This window comes from Micromonospora zingiberis, assembly GCF_004331455.1.
GTDB classification, from domain to species: domain Bacteria; phylum Actinomycetota; class Actinomycetes; order Mycobacteriales; family Micromonosporaceae; genus Micromonospora; species Micromonospora zingiberis.
In genome coordinates this window covers 531,845-553,244 of the sequence record NZ_SJJR01000001.1, presented here as the reverse complement: position 1 = coordinate 553,244, position 21,400 = coordinate 531,845, and the positions used below count along the sequence as shown (strand labels likewise).

Sequence of the window (21,400 nt, the reverse complement as noted above, 5' to 3'; positions counted from 1 at the left end):
GGGGTACTGGCGGCCGAGGCGAGGCTCGTCATCCCCACCCCCACCGCACGCCGAGAAGGGGCCACAAGCCTCATGTCTGAGTTCCGTACCCGTTCCCGGTGGCGACGCCGGGTACCCGTGTCCGCCGCGCTGGCGGCCGGCACGGCGGTGCTGCTGCTGGTCAGCCCGGCCGCCGCCGTTCTGCCGCAGGCCGCCGCCCCCGCTCCGGTCCGTGAGACCCCCGAAGACCTCGGCCGGCTGGCCGACGAGAAGGCCAGCGTGGTCGAGGTGCTGCTGGCCGACAACGACGAGTTGGACGCGCTGGTGGCCACCGGCGTCGACCTCGACCACCACGTCGACCGGACCGAGAACGGCATCGTCGTACACGCCGTGGTGACGGGCAACGAGGTCGACAGCCTGACCGCCGCCGGCTTCACCTTCGGCAAGGTGCTGCACACCCCGGCCGACTCCGAGGCCCGGATCGCCGAGCGGGAGGCGACCATCGCCGAGCACCTGGCCGACAACCAGGAGTTCATGGCGGGGGCGGGGATGGCGGCCCGGGCGGCCGTCTCCGACGTCAAGATCATTCGCGCCGACTACTACACCAACGGCACCAGCCAGGTGCTGTCGGTGGAGGCGAAGTGGGCCCAGGGCCAGACCGCCACCACGGCGCTCACCGTGGCGCGGGACAGCGGGCCGGGCACCGAGATCGGTTCCGGCGGTACGCAGAACATCACCCGCTTCGTCGACGCCGGGGTCTACATGTACCACCGGGGCGCGGCGAACGTGACCAGCAAGCCGGAGTACGTGCGGATCACCAGCCCCACCGGTGACGTGGCGGTGGCCAAGGTGAAGGAATGGCTGCCCATCGAGGGTGACGCCCCCGAGGGACCGGGCTACCAGAAGGACTTCGTCACCAGCTACCTGACCCCCACCGAGCTGTACGCCCGGATCAAGGCGGTGGCCGAGCAGTACCCGAGCATCTCCGAGATCGTCGAGCTGCCGTACAAGACCAACGGCTACCGGCGCAAGGCGCAGGCCGTGCTGGGCACCGCCAACGCCAGCCGGGTCGGCGTGGACTCGCTGGCCTGGGGCCACGAGGGCGGCAACAACGTCTCGGTGGAGCTGGCCAACCCCGGTGCCGCCGACTCGCCGCTGGCGGTCACGGTCACCGGCAGCGACGTACGCGTCAGCCTGGCCACCAACGCCGCCGGTGCCGTCACCAGCACCGCGGCTGAGGTCGTCGCGGCGCTGAACGCGCAGGCGGGGACGCTGCTGACCGCGTACACCTATCGGGGTAACGCGGGCACCGGCGTGGTCGCCACGGCCGCGAAGACCACGCTGACCGACGGCCTGGCCGCGCCGGCATCGGTCTCCCGTGACCCGCACTCGGTGTACGCCATCCGGATCGGCAAGCACCGTGACGGCTCCAAGCTCGGTGTGCTCGCCTACGCCCAGGAGCACGCGCGCGAGTGGGTTCCGCCGCTGGTGACCATCGAGACCGCCGAGCGACTGCTGCGCAACTACGAGCACGACGCGAACACCCGTGAGCTGGTCGACAACCTGGACATCTGGATCGCCCCGTCGATCAACCCGGATGGCGGGCACTACTCGTTCTACGACTTCAACTCGCAGCGTCGGAACATGACCAACCACTGCCCGCTCACCGGGAACGCGGACTTCCTCGCCCGCAACTCGTGGGGTGTGGACAACAACCGCAACTACACCGAGTACAGCCTCTTCGACGGCTACTCGGGCGCCTCGACCAGCTGCACCAGCGACACGTACGCCGGACCGAGCGAGCTGTCGGAGCCGGAGAACAAGAACGTCGACTGGCTGGCCTCCCGGGGCAACATCAAGTTCTCGATGAACCTGCACTCCTCGGGTAACTACTTCATGTGGTCGCCCGGCTCGTACGCGACCCCGGGCCGGATCTCGGCGCCGCGGCCGACGCTGGCCGAGGAGTCGCTGTTCTGGGGTGCCTCGTCGCGGATCCTCACCGCCATCAAGCGGCACCGCAACCTGGCGGTCACCCCGGCGCGTACCGGACCGATCGCCGACGTGCTCTACTCGGCGGCCGGCAACTCCGGTGACATGCTCTGGTACAAGTACGGCATCTACGCCTGGAACTTCGAGGTCGGCACCTCCTTCCAGCCGACCTGGGCGTCGGCCAAGGAAGAGACCCTGGAGTACTCCAACGGTCTGGTCGAGATGCTGCGGGTGGCCCGCGACTACGACACCGACACGGTGGCACCCACCAGCACGGTGAACGTCGAAGCGAGCGCCACGCCCGGCATGGTCGACGTCACCTTCGACACCAGCGAGCCGGCGGCGGTCTTCTACACCGTCGACGGCAGCCGGCCCACCTACGAGTCGGCGCTCTACGGCTCGGCGGGTGTCCGCGAGGGCGGCGAGACCCTGACCCTGCCGAGCGGCACCACGCTGCACTGGTTCTCGGTCGACTCGCGGGGCAACGTGGAGGGCGGCTACCTGCCCGACGGAACCAGCACCAACTACAACAAGAAGAAGGTGTGGGACCCGGAGGCGCTGCCCGTGACGGTCACCGTCCAGGTGCGGTGCGTGGCGGGCAAGGCGTACGTCGCGGTGCAGGCGAACAACGAGCACAACGCGGGCGTGAGCATCGCCCTGGAGAGCGCGTACGGCACCAAGGCCGCCGCCAACGTCGCGCCGGGCGGTAACACCTTCCAGCAGTTCAACACCCGGGCGACCGCGGTCGCCGCCGGCTCGGCGTCGGCGCGTGCCACCGGGACGCTCGACGGCACCGCGGTGACGACCGTCGTCACCAAGGAGTACGCGGCCCTCAACTGCGCCGACCCCCGGCCAGCTCAGTAACTGAATGCAATGACGGAGAGTCGAATGAACACATGGAGTCGTAAGCGGCTGGTCGCCGCTGGCGCCGCCGGTGCCCTGCTGGCCGGGTCGGTGGCGGTGGGATCACCGGCCCTGGCCGAGCCGGGTGACAGCGCCGACGTGTCGGTGACGGTCGACATCGAGGAGATCAAGGAACCGGGTGTGCTGGCGATGTCGATCGCCGGTGATTCGGTGGCGTTGGCCGAGGACGGCTCGACGCTGCTGGTGCGTCAGTTCGTCGGCACCCTGCCGACGGTGACCGTCACCGACACCCGTACCGCCGACGAGGTGCCGGCGGGTGCCGCGTGGGCGGTGCTGGGTAGTGCCACCGACTTCACCGGTGACGCCGGTCAGGCGTCGATCGGTGCCGGGCACCTGGGTTGGAAGCCGAAGCTGATCGATGGTGGTGACACCGGTCTGGTCAGTGAGGGTGAAGAGGTGGTGACGGTGTTGGACGAGCCGACGCAGCCGGGTAACAACGTGGGTCTGGTGGATCAGGAGTTGCTGGTCTCCACGTTCGATTCGGGTGCGGTGGCTGGTGACGCGTACACGGTGAACGCGGATCTGTTCCTGCGTACGCCGGGTGATGTGGCGGCGGGTGCGTACACCTCGACGCTGACCCTGTCCCTGTTCGAGTAGGGCCGGAACCGAAAGGGGGGCCGTGATGGCGCGGCCCCCCTTTCGCCATCAGCACCGGGGCCCGGCAGGCCGAGGGGAGGGCCACCGGCCGTCGTGTCGACCATGTCGGCGCGGTGAGCGGTTGCGGCCCGCCGGGCAGTCACGGGGTGGCGGTCACGTCCACCACCTGCCAGCGTTGGTTGGCACCGGAGTTCGGCTGCCAGGTCGAGACACCCGCCCCGTCGTGGGTGGCCTGGCCGGCGACGTCCAGCAGTCGTCCGGTCGCCACGTTGACCAGAGTGTGGGTCCCGTCCCCGGTGCTGGACAGGATCCACTGTGCGGCCGGCGACGGGGTGGCGCTGGCGGGTACCAGCGTTGCCCCCTGATTCACCACGGCCAGGTGCTGGCCGCCGACGGCCGTGCTGACCACGTACCGCGCCCGGTTGCCGTAGCCGGGGTCCAGCCTGGTCAGTCGCCATCGTTGCGACACGTCGCCCGCGCTGTCGGTGCGGATCACCACCGCACTGCCGGACGGGGTGAGCGAGCGGCCACTCTGCACGCCCCGCAACCGGTAGGTCCGCTGGTCCTGGATGGGGGCGGCGGCCGGGTCGACGCCGCTGACCCCGGTGAGCAGGAAGGTGGTCACCGACTGGGCGGGCACCTCCAGTTGGGCGATGCGGCCGTCGACACCGACCGTGACTCCCCGGGTCAGTGCGCCGCTGGCGCTGGTGACGACCGGGGTCACGGTGGCGTCCGGCGCGACGGCCCCGAACGCGGACAGGTCCAGCCGGACCGTCCGGGCGGCGGCGGTGGAGTTGACGTGTACGACGGTGGCCCGACCGTCGGCGGAGACGGCCGCCACGCTGTTGCTGTCGCCGACCCGCACCAGCCGGTCACCGGGCCGGATGTGGTGGGTGAAGTTGCGCAGCGTGTGGAACTTGGTGTTCGTGTAGATCGGACAGCTGCGCAGGGTGTCGGTGCGGGTGCAGGCGAAGGAGACCTGGATGCTGCCCCAGTTGCCACCCTGCGGGAACTCGCCGCCGGGCTTCATGTTGTCGTAGTCCTCGACCGGCTGCCAGAGCACCCAGGCGGTCGGCTCCAACTCCCGCAGGTCGTCGACGATGTGTTGGGCGATGCCAAGGCCGGGAAGCATGCTGGTGAAGCTCTGGCCGGTGCTCCAGGAGCCCTCCACCTCACTCATCCACAGCGGCTTGTCGGCGGCTTTGGCGATGTCGCGCACCACGGTCCGCTGGCCGGTGCCGTAGGTGTGCACGTTGAGCCGGTCGATCTGGTCGCGTACGTCGTCGGCGTAGGCGTTCCAGTTGGTGGCGAAGGTGCCCGGGTTCGTCTCGTCCATCGCGGCGAGGGCGGTGCGGCTGCCCTCGGCCCGCAGTCGCTGCGCGACCGCGCGTAGCACCTGCTGTTGTCGGGCCGGGCCGGCGTGCGCCCCTTCCTGCCGTCCGCCGACCGGGTTACCGTCGGCGCCGAGTCGGGTGGACCAGTAGTTCGTGTTCGGCTCGTTCAGCGGGTCGATGCTGTCGACGGTGATGCCGTGGGCCTGTTCCAGGTGCCGGGTGGCCCGCACCAGGTAGGTGGCGAAGTCGTCGACGGTGTCGGCCCGGATCTGCTCGGTGCTGGCGTCGAAGCCGCCGGAGACGTAACCGCTGACCGTCTGGAACCACGGTGGTGAGTTGCTGAACGTCTCCCAGCGGGTCACGTCGTCCTTGATCCGGTCGATCCACCACCGTTGTGCCGGGTCCGCGTCCCAGTTCCAGTGGGCCGGGTTGTCGGGGTTCCACCAGTCCCGGTCGGCGCGGGTGGTGCCGGCCGGCGCCCGCCACCAACCCGGCACGGCGCCGCCCGGACGCAGGTAGTCGGGGACGTCCGGGGCGTTGCCGCCACCGATGTTGTACCGCGCGATGTTGAGGTTGAGCCCGGTCGCGCCGAACAGCAGCTCGGCCAGCCGTTCTCGGATCTCGTCCGGGTAGCCACCGGTGGCGTTGGCGAACCAGACGAGGCTGGTGCCCCAGCCCTCGAACTCCGCGCCCTGGTAGGAGGGGTCGGGTCGGACGGTGACCACCGTCGCCGCCTCGGCCGGGGCACTGTCGGTGGCGACGGTGCCCGCCGCCGCGGCGGTGGCGATCAGGACCGCGCCGAGCGTTCCGGCCAGCCGCCGGCTGCGATGTCCGTGCACGATGGACGGCCTCCTTCGGCCCTGGAGCCCCGGATCGCGGTGCGGCGACGGCCGGCGACAACCGAAACGAGCGGCTAATGTTTGCGTAAACATCGGTGGCGATGATGGTCCCAGTCGGCTACCGGCGAGTCAAGGGCGACCGCGCCGTGCCGATGGCACCGCCATCCCGACCGACTACGTAGGGTGGTGCCCCGGGGGCGGGCACCGACCTGACCCGGGACGCGGACGAAGGGAGCCGACGGGATGAGCGAGTCCCCGCCACGTGGCGTGGCACCGGACCCGGCCGGCGACAACGGCCGGGCGCCGCGCCGCCGTCGCGTCTCGATGGCCGACGTCGCCCGGCTGGCCGGAGTCTCGGCGCAGACCGTCTCCCGGGTGTCGACCGGCCACCCCGGAGTGGTCGGCTCGACCCGCAAGCAGGTGCTCGACGCCATGCGCACCCTCGGCTACCGCCCGAACAGTGCCGCCCGCGCCCTCAAGTACGGCGAGTTCCGGACCATCGGCGTCATCCTGTTCACCCTCTCCACCACCGGCAACAGCCGCACCCTCGAAGCGATCGCCAGCCACGCGGCCGACGAGGGCTACGTGATCACCCTCATCCCGGTCGCCGCGCCCACCCAGGACGGCGTGTACGGCGCCTTCACCCGGCTCGGCGAACTCGCCGTCGACGCGGTCATCGTCATCATGGAGGTGCACCTGCTGGACAGCACGACGCTGGTGCTGCCGCCGGACGTCCCCGTGGTGGTGGTCGACTCGGACGCGGGTGACCGCTACTGCGTGGTGGACACCAACCAGGACGACGGTGCCCGGCAGGCGGTCGACCACCTCCTCGACCTCGGCCACCGTACGGTGTGGCACGTCGCGGGTCCCGAGGAGTCGTACGCGAGCCAGCGGCGGACGCTGGCCTGGCGTACGGCGCTGGCGGAGGCGGGCCGCCCGGTGCCGCCGCCGTACCGGGGGAACTGGTCGGCCGAGGCCGGCTACCGGATCGGGCGGGAACTGGCCGACCGGACCGACTGCACGGCGATCTTCGTGGCGAACGACCAGATGGCCCTCGGGGTGCTGCGTGCCCTGCACGGTGCCGGCCGGATCGTGCCCGGTGAGGTCAGCGTCGTCGGCTTCGACGACATCGCCGAGGCGGGCTCGTTCATCCCACCCCTGACCACCGTCCATCAGGACTTCGCGGAGGTCGGCCGCTGCTGCGTCGAGGCGGCGTTGCGCCAGGTCCGCACCGGCTCGGCGGAGACCGGGACCACGCTGGTGCCGACCCGACTGGTGGTACGCGACAGCACGGCGCCCCCACCGGGTGGATGACCCGATGGGGGCGCCTTCGACGGTGCGTGGCGGGATCACGGCACGCCCCGTCGACGTCCCTGGTCGCGGCGTGGTCAGCCGGGGGACCAGCGGGACGCGGCGAGGGGCACGCCGAGGCCGGCGGCCGGCGGCCGGTCCGGTGCGGCGGCGAGGGTGCGTACCGTGACGCCCCGGGGTGGCAGCACGTCGTCGTCGCCGAGTAGCGCGGTGCCGGGCAGGCTCGGCAGGCCGACCGGCTCGTCGGTGCGGTTGATCAGGAACCGGTAGGCGCCCCGGATCGTCAGTTCCACCCGCCCGCGCAGCGCCTCGGGCAACTCGGAGGCCAGCCCGGCGGCCTGGGTGAGCTGGTCCAGCACCGGGACCAACCCGGCGACCCCGAGCCTGGTCGACACGTAGCTCGCCGAGCCGGTACCGACCGGTCGCCGGGTGATCGCCGGGCGACCCGCCTGTTCTCCGGTGTGGTACGAGGCGAGCACGGTCACGTCGGGATCGGTCACCTCGATCCGGTCCGTCCACAGGGTGCCGACCTCACCGGTGTCCAGCGTCACCTGGTCACCGTCGAGCAGCGGGCCGAACTCCTCGATCCGGATACCGAGCAGGTCCCGCAGGGCGCCCGGGTAACCGCCCAGCCAGACGTGGTCGTGCTCGTCGACGACGCCGGAGAAGTAGGTGGTGACCAGGTGCCCGCCCTGCTCGGCGAAGCGGCCCAACCGGGCCGCCAGCGGCGCCGGCATGACGTGCAGGATCGGCGCCACGACCAGGCGGTATCCGTCCAGTGGTGCGGCCACCGGCAGCACGTCGGCCCGGACACCCAGGGCCAGGAGGGCCGAGTACCAGTCCAGCGCCTCCTGCCGGTAGCGCAGCAGGGAGGTGGGGTGCGAGTCCAGTTCGCTGACCCACCAGGACTCCCAGTCGAAGAGGATGGCGACCTCGGCCGGCGTCCGGTCGGTGCCCGCCACCTCCGCCAGGTCGGCCAGCTCGGCACCGAGGTCGCGGACCGCCCGGAACACCGCGCTCTCCTCACCGGCATGCGGCACCATCGCCGAGTGGTACTTCTCCGCGCCGGCCGCGGACTGGCGCCACTGGAAGTAGCAGACCGCGTCGGCGCCGTGCGCCACGTGGGTCAGCGAGTCCCGGGCCAGCTCGCCGTGGCGTTTGGCCAGGTTGACCGGTTGCCAGTTGACGGCGCTGGTGGAGTGTTCCATCAGGAACCAGGGCCGCCCACCGGCGAGGTTGCCGACCAGGTTCGCCGAGAAGGAGAGCTCGTCGAGGGACTGCGGGCCCGGGTGCCGGTAGTGGTCGTTGGCGACGAAGTCCACCTCGTCCGCCCAGTCGGCGTAGTTCATCCCCGAGGTGCCGGACATGACCATGAAGTTGGTGGTGATCGGGATCCGGGGGTTCGCTGCCCGCAGGATCTCGCGTTCGGCGCGCAGGTGATCCCGCAGAGCGTCGGAGGAGAACCGCTTGAAGTCCAGTTGCTGGGTCGGGTTGGGGTGGGAGGCGGCCCGCCGGGGTGGCAGCACCTGCCCGAAGTCGCCGTACCGCTGGGACCAGAAGTCGGTGCCCCAGGCCCGGTTGAGCGCCTCGACGCTGCCGTAGCGGGCCCGCAGCCAGTGCCGGAATGCCCGCGCCGCGTCGTCGGAGTAGTCGTAGACGTTGTGGCAGCCCAACTCGTTGCTGATGTGCCAGGCGGCGAGCGCCGGATGGTGGGCGTACCGCTGTGCCATCGCCTCGACCAGTCGCAGCGCGTGGGCGCGGAAGACCGGTGAGGTCGGGCGCCAGTGCTGCCGGGCGCCCGGCCAGACGGTCTGCCCGTCCCGGTCGACCGGGAGGATCTCCGGATGGGCGGTGGTCAGCCAGGGTGGTGGCGAGGCGGTCGCGGTGGCCAGGTCGACCGCGATGCCGTTGTCGTGCAGCAGGCCGATGACCTCGTCCAACCATCCGAAGTCGTACTCGGCCGGGGCCGGTTCCAGGCGGGCCCAGGAGAAGATGGCCAGCGAGACGATGTTGACCCCGGCGGCGCGCATCGCCCGTACGTCGTCGTCCCAGACTGCTCGGGGCCACTGTTCGGGGTTGTAGTCCGCGCCGAACGCGAGCCGGGGGCGGCCAGCTGCCGGCCAGCGCAGCCAACTCGGGGTCTCACCGGATGCCATCACTTCTCCCTGGAGGGTCGGACGTTGACACGGCCGGGCCGGGCCGCCGTGGTCGGCCCGGCCCAGCCGCCGGCTACCGGAGGGTGAAACCCTGCTCGGTGCCGTACTTCGCGGCGGCCTCCCGCCAGGCGTTCAGGCCGTCCTGCAACGAGGTCGAGCTGACGTACGCCTGGCCGACGGTGTCGTTGAAGACGCTGTTGGCGTACACCTGGAAGGGCAGGTACGACCAGCCGCTGACGACGTTCTTCGCCGACTCGGCGAACACCTCGTTGGCCTTCTGGCCGCCGAAGTAGCTGAATTCGGTGGCGAGGAACTCGGGCGAGTTCAGCTCGGCGGTGGTGGCCGGGAAGGCGCCACCCTTGAGCCGGATCGCCACTCCGTCACCGGCGTTGGCGTAGTTGATGAAGCCGTACGCCAGGGCCTTGTTGTCGGCCTTCTCGGGGATGGCCAGTGAGCTGCCGCCGTTCTCGGCGCTGGCGGTGCCGCCGGCCTGCCACTGCGGCAGCGGCGCGACCCGCCACTTGCCGGCGGCGGCCGAGGCGCCGGAGGTCAGGTTCGCCGGCATCCAGGCACCGATCACCAGGCTGGCGATGGTGCCGTTGGACAGGCCCTGGAACCACTCGTCGCTCCACGGCGCCACCGGCGCGACCAGCTTCTCGGTGATCAGCTGCTGCCACAGGTTGGCGAACTGGGTGGTGCCGGCGTCGGTGAAGTCCACCTTCACGGAGGTGCCGTCGACCTGGAACGGCCGGCCGCCGGCCTGCCAGATCATGCTGGTGGCGAAGCCGGCGTCCCCGGCGTCGTTGATCAGGTAAGCCTTCGGGTCCGCCTGGCGCAGTTTGCGGGCCGCCGCGACGAAGTCGGCCCAGGTGGCCGGCACCTCGATGTCGTGCTTGTCGAAGACCTCCTTGTTGTAGAACAACGCCATCGGTCCGGAGTCCATCGGCAGGCCGTACACGCCGCCGCCGGTGTTGACCGACGCCCAGGGGCCCGGGGTGAAGGTGCCGCCGAGCCCACCCGCCCCGTACGCCCGCAGGTCGGTGACCGACTTGGCCAGCGCGAACTGGGGCAGGGCGTAGTACTCGACCTGCGCCACGTCCGGCACGCCGCTGCCGGCGGCGATGGCGTTCTGCAGCGCGGTGTACTGGTCGTTGCCGCTGCCGGCGTTGACCAGCTTGACCTTGACCTTCGGGTACTTGCGCTGGAAGCCGGCGACGACCTCGGTGATGGTCGGCTCCCAGGCCCAGACCGCGATCTCACCGCCGGCGTCCAGGGCCGCCTGGATGTCGGCCGCGGAGACCGGCCCGTTCGGTGTGTCGGCCGGATCGTCGCTCGACGCGCAGCCGGTGAGCGCCAACGCGGCCACGGTGGCCGCCGTGACGATCTTCGTAAGGGTTCTTCTCATCGATGTCCCTTCATGGTGGTGGGTGTTCACTGCTTGACGCTGCCGGCGGCCAGTCCGGACTGCCAGTAGCGCTGCAACAGGAGGAAGGCCGCCAACAGCGGCAGGATCGTCAGCAACGAACCGGTGACGACCAGGTGGAACACCGCCTCGCCACCGGCGGTGCTGGCCTGCTTGTTCCAGGTCTGCAACCCCAGGGTCAGCGGATACCAGTCGGGATTGCGCAGCATGATCAACGGCAGGAAGTAGTTGTTCCAGGTGGCCACCATGCTGAACAGCAGCACCGTCACGATTCCCGGGGCGAGCAGCGGCAGGCAGAGCTGGAAGAAGGTGCGGAACTCGCCCGCGCCGTCCACCCGGGCGGCCTCCAGCAGCTCGTCCGGAATCGCCTCGGCGGCGAAGGTCCACATCAGGTAGAGCCCGAACGGGGTGACCAGCGACGGGACGATCACCGACCAGGGCGTGTCGGTGATCCCCAGCCGGCTGAACATCAGGAAGGTGGGTACCGCCAGGGCGGTACCGGGCACGGCGATCGCCCCGATGACGACCGCGAAGACCGCCCGCTTGCCGACGAAGTCGAACTTGGCCAGGCCGTACCCGCCGAGGGTGGCGAGCAGGGTGGCGCCGCCGGCTCCGACCAGGACGTAGCCCAGGGTGTTCGCGAACCAGCGCAGGAAGATCCCGTCGCGGTAGGTGACGGTCTGCGCGATGTTGTCCCAGAGCGCGAAGTCGCTGGCGAACCAGAGGCCGAAGGAGGTGAACAGGCCCTCCTGGGACTTGGTCGCACTGATCACCAGCCAGACCAGCGGGAAGAGGCTGTAGACCAGCACGATCCCGGTCGACACGGTGAGGGTGAGGCTGCGCGCCGGGCGGCGCCGGGGCCGGCGTCGCTCGACGGTGGCCGACCGGGCGGTGGCCGGGCGGGCGGTGGCCGGCTCTGCGGTGGTGGCCATCAGGGTTCCCTCCGCATGCCGCGCAGTTGGACGAGGTACGCGATCGCCATGGTGATCAGACCCATCAGCACGGCCACCGTGGCGGCGTAGTTGAACTGCTGCCCGGAGAAGGAGAGCGAGTACGCGTACAGGTTGGGCGTGAAGTAGGTGGTGATCGCGTTGGGCGCCAGGTCCTTGAGGATCGCCGGCTCGTTGAACAGCTGGAAGCTGCCGATGACCGAGAAGATGGTGGCCACCACCAGGGCGCCCCGGATGGCGGGGAGCTTGATGGCCCGGATGATCCGGAACTGGCCGGCACCGTCGATCGCCGCCGCCTCGTAGAGCGAGGTCGGCACCACCCGCAGCGCCGAGTAGAAGATCACCATGTTGTACCCGACGAACTCCCAGGTCACGATGTTGCCGATGCTGAGCAGGATCAGTTCGGGGGTCAGCGGACTGGGCAGGGTCAGCCCGAGGGCGTCGTTGAGGCTGCCGACCAACCCGAACTGGGTGCCGTACAGGAAGCCCCACATCAGGGTGGCGACGACCGCCGGTACCGCGTACGGCAGGAAGACGCCGACCCGGAAGAACCGCATCCCGTGCAGCCGGCCACTGTCGACGGCGAGCGCCACGAGCAGGGCGAGGAAGAGCATGATCGGCACCTGGACCGCGAGGAACAGCGACACCCGGCCGAGCGCCGACCAGAACTGCGGGTCGGTCAGGGCCCGCTGGTAGTTCTCCAAGCCGACGAAGCTGGTCCCGCCGATCAGGCGCTGGCGGTACAGGCTGAGGTAGATCGAGTAGCCGATGGGGGCGAGGAAGACCAGCGCGAAGACCGCCATGAAGGGACCGACGAACTGCCAGCCCGCCAACCCGCGGCGGCGCCGTCGAGCCGCCGCCGCGCCCCGGGCGGTGACCTGCGGGACTGTCATAGGCCCGTACTCCACATCAGTCGTCGATGTTTGCGCAAACATGCCGGCTGTCGAGGCAGCCGGCGATGCGCGCGGGCACCGGAGGGAAACGCAACGTGGGGGTTATGTGCGTGTTAACGCAAACATCGCTGATGGTCGCATCGGGACCGATCATCGTCAACCCTGCCGCCGGGCCAGCGACCCGACCCGGGAGGAACCAGCAGGCGGCAACGGCGATGATGGGACGGTGAAGATCCTGTCCATCCAGTCCTCGGTCGCCTACGGCCACGTCGGCAACTCCGCCGCCGTGTTCCCGCTGCAACGACTCGGCCACGAGGTCTGGCCGGTGCTGACCGTGCACTTCTCCAACCACACCGGCTACGGCGCGTGGCGCGGCCCGCTACTGGCCCCGGCCGACGTCGCCGAGGTGATCGCCGGCATCGCCGATCGGGGGGTGCTCGGCGACGCCGACGCGATCCTCTCCGGCTATCAGGGCGACCCGGCGATGGGCCGGGTCATCCTCGACGCGGTGACCCTGGTCAAGACCGCCAACCCGGACGCCGTCTACTGCTGCGACCCGGTGATGGGCGACGTCGGCCGGGGCATGTTCGTCCGGCCCGGCATCCCGGAGTACCTGCGCGACGTGGTCGTACCCCGGGCCGACATCGTCACCCCGAACCAGTTCGAGCTGGAGTTCCTCGCCGGCCGCCCGACCGACTCACCGGAGGCGCTGCTGGCCGCCGTCGACGTGGTCCGCGCGACCGGCCCCCGACACGTCCTGGTGACCAGCGTGCTGCACGGTGCCGTACCGTCGGGGTCGCTGGAGGTGGTGGCGGTCTCCGACGAGGGTGCCTGGGCGGTGACCACCCCGCTACTGCCGATCAACCCGAACGGCGGCGGCGACGTCACCGCCGCGCTGTACCTCGCGCATCTGCGCACCACCGGCTCGCCCGCCACCGCCCTGGAGCAGACCACCGCCTCGATCTTCGCCGTGCTGGAGGCGACCCTTGCCGCCGGCACCCGGGAACTCCAACTGGTCGCCGCCCAGGAGGCGATCGCCCACCCGCCGCCCCGGTTCCCCGCCCGCCGGCTGCGCTGACCGCCCAGCAGCGCCGGGGCGACGAATCCCGCCCTCTGCCGGGCGATCGCCTATCCGTCGGCCCGGTTCCCCGCCCGCCGGCTGCGCTGACCGCCCGGCAGTGCCGGGGTGATGAATCCCGCCCTCTGCTGGGCGGTCGCCTATCCGTCGGCCCGGTTTCCCTGCCTGTCGGCTGTGCTGCCCGGCCGGCAGTGCCAGGGCGATGAATCCCGCCCCTTGCCGGGCGATCGCCCGCCCGTCGACCCGGTCCCTGCCCGTCGGCTGCGCTGCCCGGCTGCGCTGCCCGGCTGCGCTGCCCGGCTGGCAGTGCCGCGGGGCCCCGTGCCGGACTATGCCTCGGTCCGGGCCCTGTCGAGCTGAGTCGCTTCTGCTATCACCAGGATCGACCGCCGGCCGGCTTGCCGGCCCACGCGGGCCCGTGTCGTTACGTCCGCCGCCGGCGCCTGCGCAGCCGAGGACTTGCAGGTACCCGAGGTCGCCCCGCCGCGCAACGCCACAGTCGTCCGATGCTGCCGGCGCCTGCGCACCTGCGGCCTGCGCCGTGTGCACGACAACGCCTCGCTCGCCGCGAACCGTTCGCGCTATCAGCTCGACAGGGGCCGCTTGCGGGTCGGGCGGGGAGGGGCGGTCCAGGTCAGCTCGACAGGGCCGGTCCGGCCGGACAGCTGCGCGAAGGCCGGACAGCTGCTGCGCGGGCCGGACAGCTGCTGCGCAGGCCGAACACCTGCTGGCGCAGGCCGGAGGCCACCTCACCCGGACGGGTGAGGTGGCCTCCGGTTCTGGTTCGGGCCGGTGTGTCCAAGTCCCTGACCGCCGCTTGGGGGCCTCCGCGTCGGCAATCGGGGACTTCGACGGGGTTAGCCGGCGCGGCAGGACGACAGCGTGCCCACCAGGCCGACCCCCGGGTCCTTCAGCGGCAGCCGGGTGGACGCCGCCGGGCAACGCGGGACCGTCAGGTCGTAGATGCCCCGACCGAACGTGGCGGCGGTGAGCTGCCGCGACGGCTCGTGGTAACGCAGGTACATCACTGCCGCCTGCGGCAGGTCCGCGCCGAGCGCGGCCCACTCGCCGCCGTTCCAGCCAGACAGGAACACACCGACGTCGGTGCCGACCAGCAGCAACCCGTCGGCGGTCGGGATCACCGAGTTGACCGGCGCGTCGGGCAGACCCCGACCGATGTCGGTCCAGGTGTGCCCGCCGTCGCGGGTCATCATCACGTGCGCCCGGTCGCTGCCCGAGCGGAAGCCGGAGAACGTGGCGTACGCGATGTTGGCGTCGTTCGGGTTCACCGCGACCCGGGTGACCCAGGTGCCGGGCAGTTGCGCCGGGTCGACCTCGTGCCAGCTCCCGCCGAGGTCGCGCGTCCACCAGAGCTTGCCGTCGTCGGTGCCCACGTAGAGCGTGTTGCCGTCGGTGGGCGCGGCGGCGATCGTGGTGATCGTGCCCCACGGGTAGCCGGACGGGTCGTTCGGGCCACCGCCGGTCAGGTCGGGGCTGATCGCCGTCCAGGTACGACCGTTGTCCGTCGACCGGTTCACGATGTTGCCGGCGTAGTACATGACGTTCGGGTCGTTCGGGTCGAACTGCAACGGGGTCAGCCAGTTGCGCCGCTGCGAGGTGGTCTGGCCGGTCCCGATGTTCTGCCGTGGCGTGCCACCGGCGGTCTCCGACCGGTAGCAGGCGCCGTACTGGCTGCACCCGAAGACGATGTTCGGGTTCTCCGGGTGGATCAGGGTCTGCAGGCCGTCACCGCAGCCGATGGCGTTCCAGGGGCCGCCGGGGCCGTTATAGCCACGGTTGCAGCCGTTGTCCTGGGTGCCGCCGACCTTCAGGCTCGGGTCGGTCTGCGCCACGTCGACGGTGTAGAACTGCGTGTACCGCTCGTCGGTGGACTTCACCCAGCCGCTCGCGCCGTTGTTCTGCGAGCGGTAGAAGCCGCCGTCGTTGCCGAGGTAGACCCGGCCCGGCACCTTCGGGTCCCAGCGCATCGAGTGCTGGTCGGCGTGTACCCCGCCGACGGAGGAGAAGCTCTGCGCGCCGTTGGTGGAGCGCATCAGGTTCACGCCCATCAGGAACAGGTGGTTGGCGTTGCCCGGATCGACGAAGATCTTGCCGAACCACCAGCTGAACGTCGACTGCGACGCCTGGTTGGCGCTGATCGGCTGCTGCGTCCAGGTGTCGCCGCCGTCGTCGGAGCGGTAGAACGCCCGGAACGGCCCGAGGGCGGTGCCGACGTACGCGTACAGTCGCTGCGGGTTGTTGGGGGCCAGAGCGAGTCCCCAGCGGCCCTGGTCGGCGTCGGTGGGCAGGCCGGTGGTCATCCGCTGCCAGTTCTGGCCGCCGTCGTCGGAACGCCAGAGGCTGGAACCGGGGCCACCGTAGGTGCGCTGGTGGGGCTCGCGCAGGTGGTCCCACATCGCGGCGTACACCCGGTCGGGGTTGCTCGGGTCGATCAGTACCTCGGTGGCGCCGGTGGTGTCGTTCGGCGGGGCGAGGACCTGCTGCCAGCTGTCACCGCCGTCCTCGGTGAGGTAGACGCCGCGCTCGCCGCCGGGAACGAACAGGTTGCCGCTGGCCGCCGCGAAGATCCGGTCCTCGTTGCTCGGGTCGATCGCGAAACGTCCGATGGCGTGGCTGTCGGCCAGCCCGACCCGGTGCCAGCTGGCACCCCGGTCGGTGGAGCGGTAGACGCCGTCGCCGCCGAAGGTGATGGAACCACCGCCGGGCTGCGCCTCACCGGTGCCGGCGAACAGGACGCCGTCACTGGTCATGGCGACCGCACCGATGGCCTGACCCCAACCGTCCGGCCAGGCCGGGGTGAAGGTGGCGCCGGCGTCGCTGGACTTCCACACGCCACCGGAGGCGGCGGCGATGAACACCTGGTCCGGTACCTGCGGGTCCACCGCGATGTCGACGACCCGGCCACCGATGTTGTGCGGCCCGAAGAAGGACCAGTTCCGCTCGGCCAGCGGCCGGTAGACGCTACGGGTACGGGCAGCCAGCTGGTTGGCCGCGCCGCGGGCGTTGACGTACTTGGCCACCGACAGGTCGGTGCTGCCGTCGCTCATCCGCTGGGCGGTCATCCACTCGTCGGGCAGTTCCATCGGGCCGGTGGGCAGGTTGGTGGCCAGCGACGGTGCGGTCGGTGGTGGGCTGGACGACGCGGCCAACGCGACCGTGGCGAGCAGCCCGAGCACCGCCGTCGCCGCCAGCCCGCGATGACGTCTCGCGAGGGTGAATATCATTGCGTCTCTCCTGATCCGGACGTGAACGGTCCTGTGTGCGCACGCTAGAGTGCGCATCGGTGAACGTCACCGAGCATCTGTCGGGAAACGCGCCGTCCGGTTAGGACAGGTGTCGAGGCATCTCAGCCGCTACGGAACTCGGGTAGGCCGGCGTCCTCGGAGTCGGGTCCCACCATCACCGTCAGCGTGGTGCCGTCGGCGCACAGCGCCCCGGCCCGCAGGTACATCCGCCGGTCCTGGGTTCGGGCCAGCACCTCGGTCTCGAAGATCTCGTCCTCGACGCGGAGCAGGTCGATGTCGGTGCGCTGCTCGTAGTGGGCGCGTACGTCCAACGGGGACATCCGGATGGTGGCCGCCACACTGGTCAGTACGCCCTGCTCGACCACGCTGGTGACCCGGGCGCCCTCGGGCAGGACCAGACCCGGCACGTCGGCGGCGACCTCCGGTTCGTCGTCCATCGGCACCCGGTCGCAGCTGGGCAGGTTCGCCAGCAGGTCGCGTCCGGCGCCGGCCGGTGCCGGCGTGCCACCACCGCAGGCGGCCAACAGCGGGAGCACGACAACGGTGGCGGCCAGGACCCGGAACCTCATCGCAGCAGGATGCCAGCTCATCGCAGCACCCGCCAGCGCCGGACCAGGAGCAGCAGCCCGGTGATGATCACGGCAGTGATCAGCATCAGCAGGATGGTGACCAGCGAGCCGTACGCGAAGCCGGAGAACTCGAAGACCTGGTCGAAGATGTAGACCGGCAGGTAGAGGGTGGCGTTGGCCGGCCGGCCGTCGGTCAGCACGTACGCCGGTACGAAGTTGACCTGGAGGGTGAGGATGATGTCCCGCACCGCCAGCAGCACCAGCACCGGCGCGAGCAGCGGCAGGGTGAGCCGACGCAGCTGCCCGAACGGGCCGCAGCCCTCCAACGCCGCTGCCTCGTACAGCCGGCCGTCCAGCAGCCGGCGGGCGGCCAGCACCACCACGAACCCCTCGCCGATCGGGAACGCGAGCATCAACACCACGCCGATCCGGGCGGTGGTCGGGTCGGCGAGCCAGTTGTACCCGGCGTGCCCGAACAGCCCGAGGAGTTGGTTCAACGGCCCGTACAGCGGGTTGAGTACCCACAGGAACAGCACCGCCAGGGCCACGTCCGGAATGACGGTGGGCAGGTAGACGGCGGTGCGGAACCAGCGGCCGCCGGGGCGTGGGGCGGCGAGCAGCAGGCCGAGCCCCACGGCGGCGACGAAGCGCACCGGCACGGCGAGCGACACGTGGAACAGTGACGCCTGGAGGCTGTCGAGCAGGAACCGGTCGTCGAGCATCCGCCGTACGTTGGCCAGGCCGACGAACTGCGGGTCCCGGGTCAGTCCGGTGTGGTCGGTGAACGCGTACCCCACGTTGAGCAGCGCCGGCACCGCGACGAGCAGGGCCACCGCGATGGCGTACGGGGCGAGGAACGCCCAGCCGGTCAGCGCCGGCCGGGGGCGGGTCACCGGCGCCGTCCGGTGGCCGCGTCGAACCGGTGCAGCCGGTCGGCGCGCAGCCGCACCTCGTCGCCGGGGCCGACGCCGGGGCGGGGTCCGGTGCGGACGGTGAGCCGGGTGCCGTCCGGGCAGCGGGTCAGCAGGATCGCCTCGCTGCCCAGCGCCTCCACCGCCTCGACGGTCGCGGCGATGCGCCCGGCGTCGTCGAGCGTCAGGTCCTCCGGCCGTACGCCGAGGGTCAGCGTGGCGTCGCCGCCGAGCACCCCGCCGCCGGGAACCAGGTTCATCGGTGGACTGCCGAGGAACCCGGCGACGAACGTGTCGGCGGGGGCGTCGTACACCTGCTGGGGTGGGCCGACCTGACGGATCTGCCCGGCGGCCAGCACCACCACCCGGTCGCCGAGGGTCATCGCCTCGTGCTGGTCGTGGGTGACGTGGATGGTGGTGGTACGCAGTTCCCGGTGCAGGGCGAGCAGGTCGGCGCGGGTGGCGAAGCGCAGCGGCGCGTCCAGGCTGGCCAGCGGTTCGTCGAGCAGGTAGACGCTCGGGTCGCGCAGCAGCGCCCGGGCCAGCGCCACCCGCTGGCGTTGCCCGCCGGACATCTGGTCGGGGTAGCGGTCCAGCAGGTCGCCGATGCCGAGCCGTTGCGCGGCGATGCGGGCCCGCTGGTCCGCCTCGGCCCGCCGCACCTTGCGTACCCGGAGCCCGAAGGTGAGGTTGCCCAGCACGGTGAGGTGCGGAAACAGCGCGTAGTCCTGGAAGACCATCGCCACCGCGCGCCGGTGTGCCGGCATCCGGGCGACGTCGACGTCGTCGACCAGGATCCGGCCACTGTCCGGCCGGTCCAGCCCGGCGATCAGCCGCAGGATGGTCGACTTGCCCGACCCGGACGGCCCGACCAGGGTGATCAGCTCGCCGGCCCGGACCTCCAGGTCCACGCCGTCGACGGCGGTGGTCGTCCCGTACGACCGGGTCAGCGCCGCCAGCCGGATGACACCCTTCACTTGCCCACCGTCAGGGCGAACAGTGGACGGACCCGTTCCTCCAGTTGGCGCAGCCCTTCTTCCCGGTCGACCCGGCCGTAGAAGACCTCCGCCAGCAGACTGTTCCCCTCCTTCTCCACCCGCGACCAACTGCCGGTGCGCGGGGTGGCCCGCAGGTGCGGCTCGGCGTCGAGGAAGACCTGTGAGGAACGGGGTGGCTTGGCCGGATCGAGGAAGGCGGGGGAGTTCGCCACCTCCAGGCGGGACGGCACGGTACGGCCGGACTCGGCGAGGGTGCGCTGCCCGGCCTCGCCCATCGCGTACTCGATGAACCGCCACGCCGGCCGGTGGTCCGCCAGCCCGGCGCTCATGCAGTACGCGTCGCTGTGCAGGATCGACGCCGGCACCCCGCCCGGCGCCACCGGCAGCGGCGCGACGTCCCAGCCGAAGTCGGTGATGGTGCGCAGGGTGGGCACGGCGACCCGACTGTTGAGGTACATGCCGAGCGTGCCGCGCAGGAACCGGGCCTCGCTGGACTCGCTCTGTTCCTGCGCGTCCGGCGGCACCACACCGTGGCGCAGTTGCAGGTCGACGAACCAGTCCACGGCCGCCCGGGCGGCCGGGTCGTCGCGCAGGGTCAGCCGGCTGGGCCGTTGCTCGTCGTCGACCAGCTCACCCCCGTTGGACCAGACGAACGGGGCGAGCCGGGGAATGGACGGCTCGACGCCGAGGCCGTACCGGCCGTCGCGGGTCAACGCCTTCGCCGTGGCGAGGAAGTCGTCCCAGGTCCAGCCCGGCGTCGGTACGGGCACACCGGCGGCGCGGAACAGGTCGGCGTTGTAGTAGACCACCAGTGAGGACAGGTTCTGCGGCAGGCAGGTCAACTCCAGACCGTCGAACCGGAACGCGTCCAGCGCCCGCGGACTGAAGTCGCTCTCCCGGATCGCCTCGCTGGTGTCCAGGTACGACTGCACCGGCTCGATCGCCCCCTGCGCGGCGAACTGCCCGTAGCGGCGGTAGTTCAGCAGGAACACGTCCGGCGGTCGGCCCCCGGCGAACGAGGTGGTCAGCCGGGCCATCAGTTCGTCCTGGGTGGCCACCGGGGACAGGGTGACCGGCAGGTCCGGATTGGTCGCGGTGAAGCCGGCCACCAGTTCCCGGTAGCCGGCGATCTCCTCCGCGTCGCCGAACAACACCACGGTGATGCCGGCGCGGTCGGCCGCCCGGTCACCAGACGTGCATCCGGCGCCGACCAGCAGCACGGTGAGCAGGGTGGCGCACGCGCGCCGCCAGGGCGGGGTCATCGGCGTCCTTTCGAGCGAAGCGCCGCCAGCGGATCGTCGGCCAGCAGGATCCGCTGGGCGAACAGAAACACCAGTACGCACGGCGCGGTGGCGATCACGCTGCCGGCCATCAACAGCGGCCAGTCCGTCGGGTTGAGCAGCAGCAGGAACCGCAGGCCCAGCGGCCAGGTGTAGCGGTCCCCGCTGGTCAGGTACAGCAGCGGGTCGATGAAGTTGGACCAGTGGAAGGTGAAGGCGAGCACCGCCACCGCGAGCGTCGCCGGTTTCACCTGGGGCAGCGCCAGCCGCCGCCAGATGGTCAACCAGCCGGCGCCCTCCAGCCGGGCGGCCTGCAACTGGCTGTCCGGTACGCCGCCGAAGCTCCACGCGTACAGCAGCACCAGGAACGGGCTGACGGCCAGCGCCGCCGGTGCCAGCAGCGGCAGGTAGGTGTCGACGGCTCCGGCCAGCCGGAACACCTCGAACCGGGTGGCCCACACGGCGGTGACCGGCACCAGCAGCACGACCAGCAGCCCGAGCAGTGCCCGGCGTCGCGCGGCGCCGGACAGCAGCCGCAGCCCGAAACCGGTAAGCGAGGCCACCAGCACGGTCACCGGGACGGCCAGCGCGACCACCAGCGCCGAGTTCGCCAGGTAACGCAGCAGCGGCACCAGTTCCGGCAGCCGTGTGTACGCGGCCGTGGTGGGTTCGGCCGGCCACAGCTCCAGGGTGCGTGGCGGTGGGGCGCCGGTCGGGCGCAGCGATCCGACGAGCATGAACCACAGTGGGGCGACGAACAGTGCCGCGAAGAGGGCGGGCACGACGTAGCGCCCGAGCCACCGCCCGACCACCGCGCCACCCCCTGTCCACAACCGGCGCACCACGCACGCTGCGCCGAACCTATGGATCGGCTCGCCACCGGTCATCGGGCACCTGTCGAAG

At 71.1% G+C, this 21,400-nt stretch carries 15 protein-coding genes; 4 read left to right on the top strand and 11 right to left on the bottom strand.

The genetic code is table 11. From position 1 onward, the window contains the following. Positions 1-72 precede the first annotated feature (72 nt). Together E0H26_RS02390 and E0H26_RS02385 are read left to right on the top strand one after the other, a co-directional pair. On the top strand, positions 73-2,832 hold the full coding sequence (locus tag E0H26_RS02390; protein WP_131300241.1) for a M14 family metallopeptidase: 2,760 nt from the start codon (positions 73-75) through the stop codon (positions 2,830-2,832). A 24-nt stretch (positions 2,833-2,856) separates the two neighbouring features. Further along, positions 2,857-3,489 carry a hypothetical protein gene (locus tag E0H26_RS02385; protein WP_131300239.1) on the top strand — a complete coding sequence of 211 codons (633 nt, stop codon included), beginning with the start codon at positions 2,857-2,859 and terminating at the stop codon, positions 3,487-3,489. Positions 3,490-3,628: 139 nt separating this feature from the next. Here E0H26_RS02385 and E0H26_RS02380 read toward each other — a convergent pair whose 3' ends face one another. Continuing rightward, positions 3,629-5,662: an RICIN domain-containing protein gene (locus tag E0H26_RS02380; protein ID WP_206024810.1), complete on the bottom strand. Its 2,034-nt coding sequence runs from the start codon at positions 5,660-5,662 to the stop codon at positions 3,629-3,631. Between the two features lie 243 nt (positions 5,663-5,905). Here E0H26_RS02380 and E0H26_RS02375 point away from each other — a divergent pair, with 243 nt between their 5' ends. Continuing rightward, positions 5,906-6,976 carry a LacI family DNA-binding transcriptional regulator gene (locus E0H26_RS02375; protein WP_131300234.1) on the top strand — a complete coding sequence of 357 codons (1,071 nt, stop codon included), beginning with the start codon at positions 5,906-5,908 and terminating at the stop codon, positions 6,974-6,976. Positions 6,977-7,050: 74 nt separating this feature from the next. Here the strand turns inward: E0H26_RS02375 and E0H26_RS02370 are convergent, their stop codons facing one another. The 4 genes from E0H26_RS02370 to E0H26_RS02355 all read right to left on the bottom strand — a co-directional run bounded on the left by E0H26_RS02370 (position 7,051) and on the right by E0H26_RS02355 (position 12,395). Next, entirely contained in the window at positions 7,051-9,129 is a 2,079-nt protein-coding gene (locus E0H26_RS02370) for a beta-galactosidase (RefSeq protein ID WP_131300232.1), read from the bottom strand. 73 nt (positions 9,130-9,202) lie between these two features. Beyond that, entirely contained in the window at positions 9,203-10,534 is a 1,332-nt protein-coding gene (locus tag E0H26_RS02365; protein WP_131300230.1) for an ABC transporter substrate-binding protein, read from the bottom strand. A 26-nt stretch (positions 10,535-10,560) separates the two neighbouring features. Beyond that, positions 10,561-11,484 carry a carbohydrate ABC transporter permease gene (locus E0H26_RS02360; protein WP_131300228.1) on the bottom strand — a complete coding sequence of 308 codons (924 nt, stop codon included), beginning with the start codon at positions 11,482-11,484 and terminating at the stop codon, positions 10,561-10,563. After that, positions 11,484-12,395 (bottom strand): carbohydrate ABC transporter permease, encoded by a 912-nt coding sequence (locus E0H26_RS02355; protein WP_131300226.1) that lies wholly within the window; start codon positions 12,393-12,395, stop codon positions 11,484-11,486. The genes E0H26_RS02360 and E0H26_RS02355 overlap by 1 nt, the downstream gene beginning before the upstream one ends. Positions 12,396-12,621: 226 nt before the next feature. Here E0H26_RS02355 and pdxY point away from each other — a divergent pair, with 226 nt between their 5' ends. After that, the gene (pdxY, locus tag E0H26_RS02350) at positions 12,622-13,473 is read left to right on the top strand and encodes a pyridoxal kinase PdxY (RefSeq protein WP_131300224.1); all 852 of its coding nucleotides are present in this window, start codon (positions 12,622-12,624) and stop codon (positions 13,471-13,473) included. Positions 13,474-14,330: 857 nt separating this feature from the next. Here pdxY and E0H26_RS02345 read toward each other — a convergent pair. The 6 genes from E0H26_RS02345 to E0H26_RS02320 all read right to left on the bottom strand — a co-directional run bounded on the left by E0H26_RS02345 (position 14,331) and on the right by E0H26_RS02320 (position 21,384). Then, positions 14,331-16,718, bottom strand: coding sequence for a WD40/YVTN/BNR-like repeat-containing protein (locus E0H26_RS02345; protein ID WP_240741971.1), 2,388 nt, complete (start codon positions 16,716-16,718; stop codon positions 14,331-14,333). Between the two features lie 122 nt (positions 16,719-16,840). Beyond that, positions 16,841-17,308, bottom strand: coding sequence for a hypothetical protein (locus tag E0H26_RS02340; RefSeq protein ID WP_131300222.1), 468 nt, complete (start codon positions 17,306-17,308; stop codon positions 16,841-16,843). Between the two features lie 17 nt (positions 17,309-17,325). Next, positions 17,326-18,201 carry a carbohydrate ABC transporter permease gene (locus tag E0H26_RS02335; protein WP_131300220.1) on the bottom strand — a complete coding sequence of 292 codons (876 nt, stop codon included), beginning with the start codon at positions 18,199-18,201 and terminating at the stop codon, positions 17,326-17,328. Then, a complete protein-coding gene (locus tag E0H26_RS02330) occupies positions 18,198-19,196 on the bottom strand; it encodes an ABC transporter ATP-binding protein (protein ID WP_131300218.1) in 999 nt (332 codons plus the stop codon). Before E0H26_RS02330 ends, E0H26_RS02335 begins: the two co-directional genes overlap by 4 nt. Next, positions 19,193-20,479: an ABC transporter substrate-binding protein gene (locus E0H26_RS02325; RefSeq protein ID WP_131300216.1), complete on the bottom strand. Its 1,287-nt coding sequence runs from the start codon at positions 20,477-20,479 to the stop codon at positions 19,193-19,195. The genes E0H26_RS02330 and E0H26_RS02325 overlap by 4 nt, the downstream gene beginning before the upstream one ends. Beyond that, positions 20,476-21,384: a carbohydrate ABC transporter permease gene (locus E0H26_RS02320; RefSeq protein WP_131300214.1), complete on the bottom strand. Its 909-nt coding sequence runs from the start codon at positions 21,382-21,384 to the stop codon at positions 20,476-20,478. The genes E0H26_RS02325 and E0H26_RS02320 overlap by 4 nt, the downstream gene beginning before the upstream one ends. Positions 21,385-21,400 lie beyond the last annotated feature (16 nt).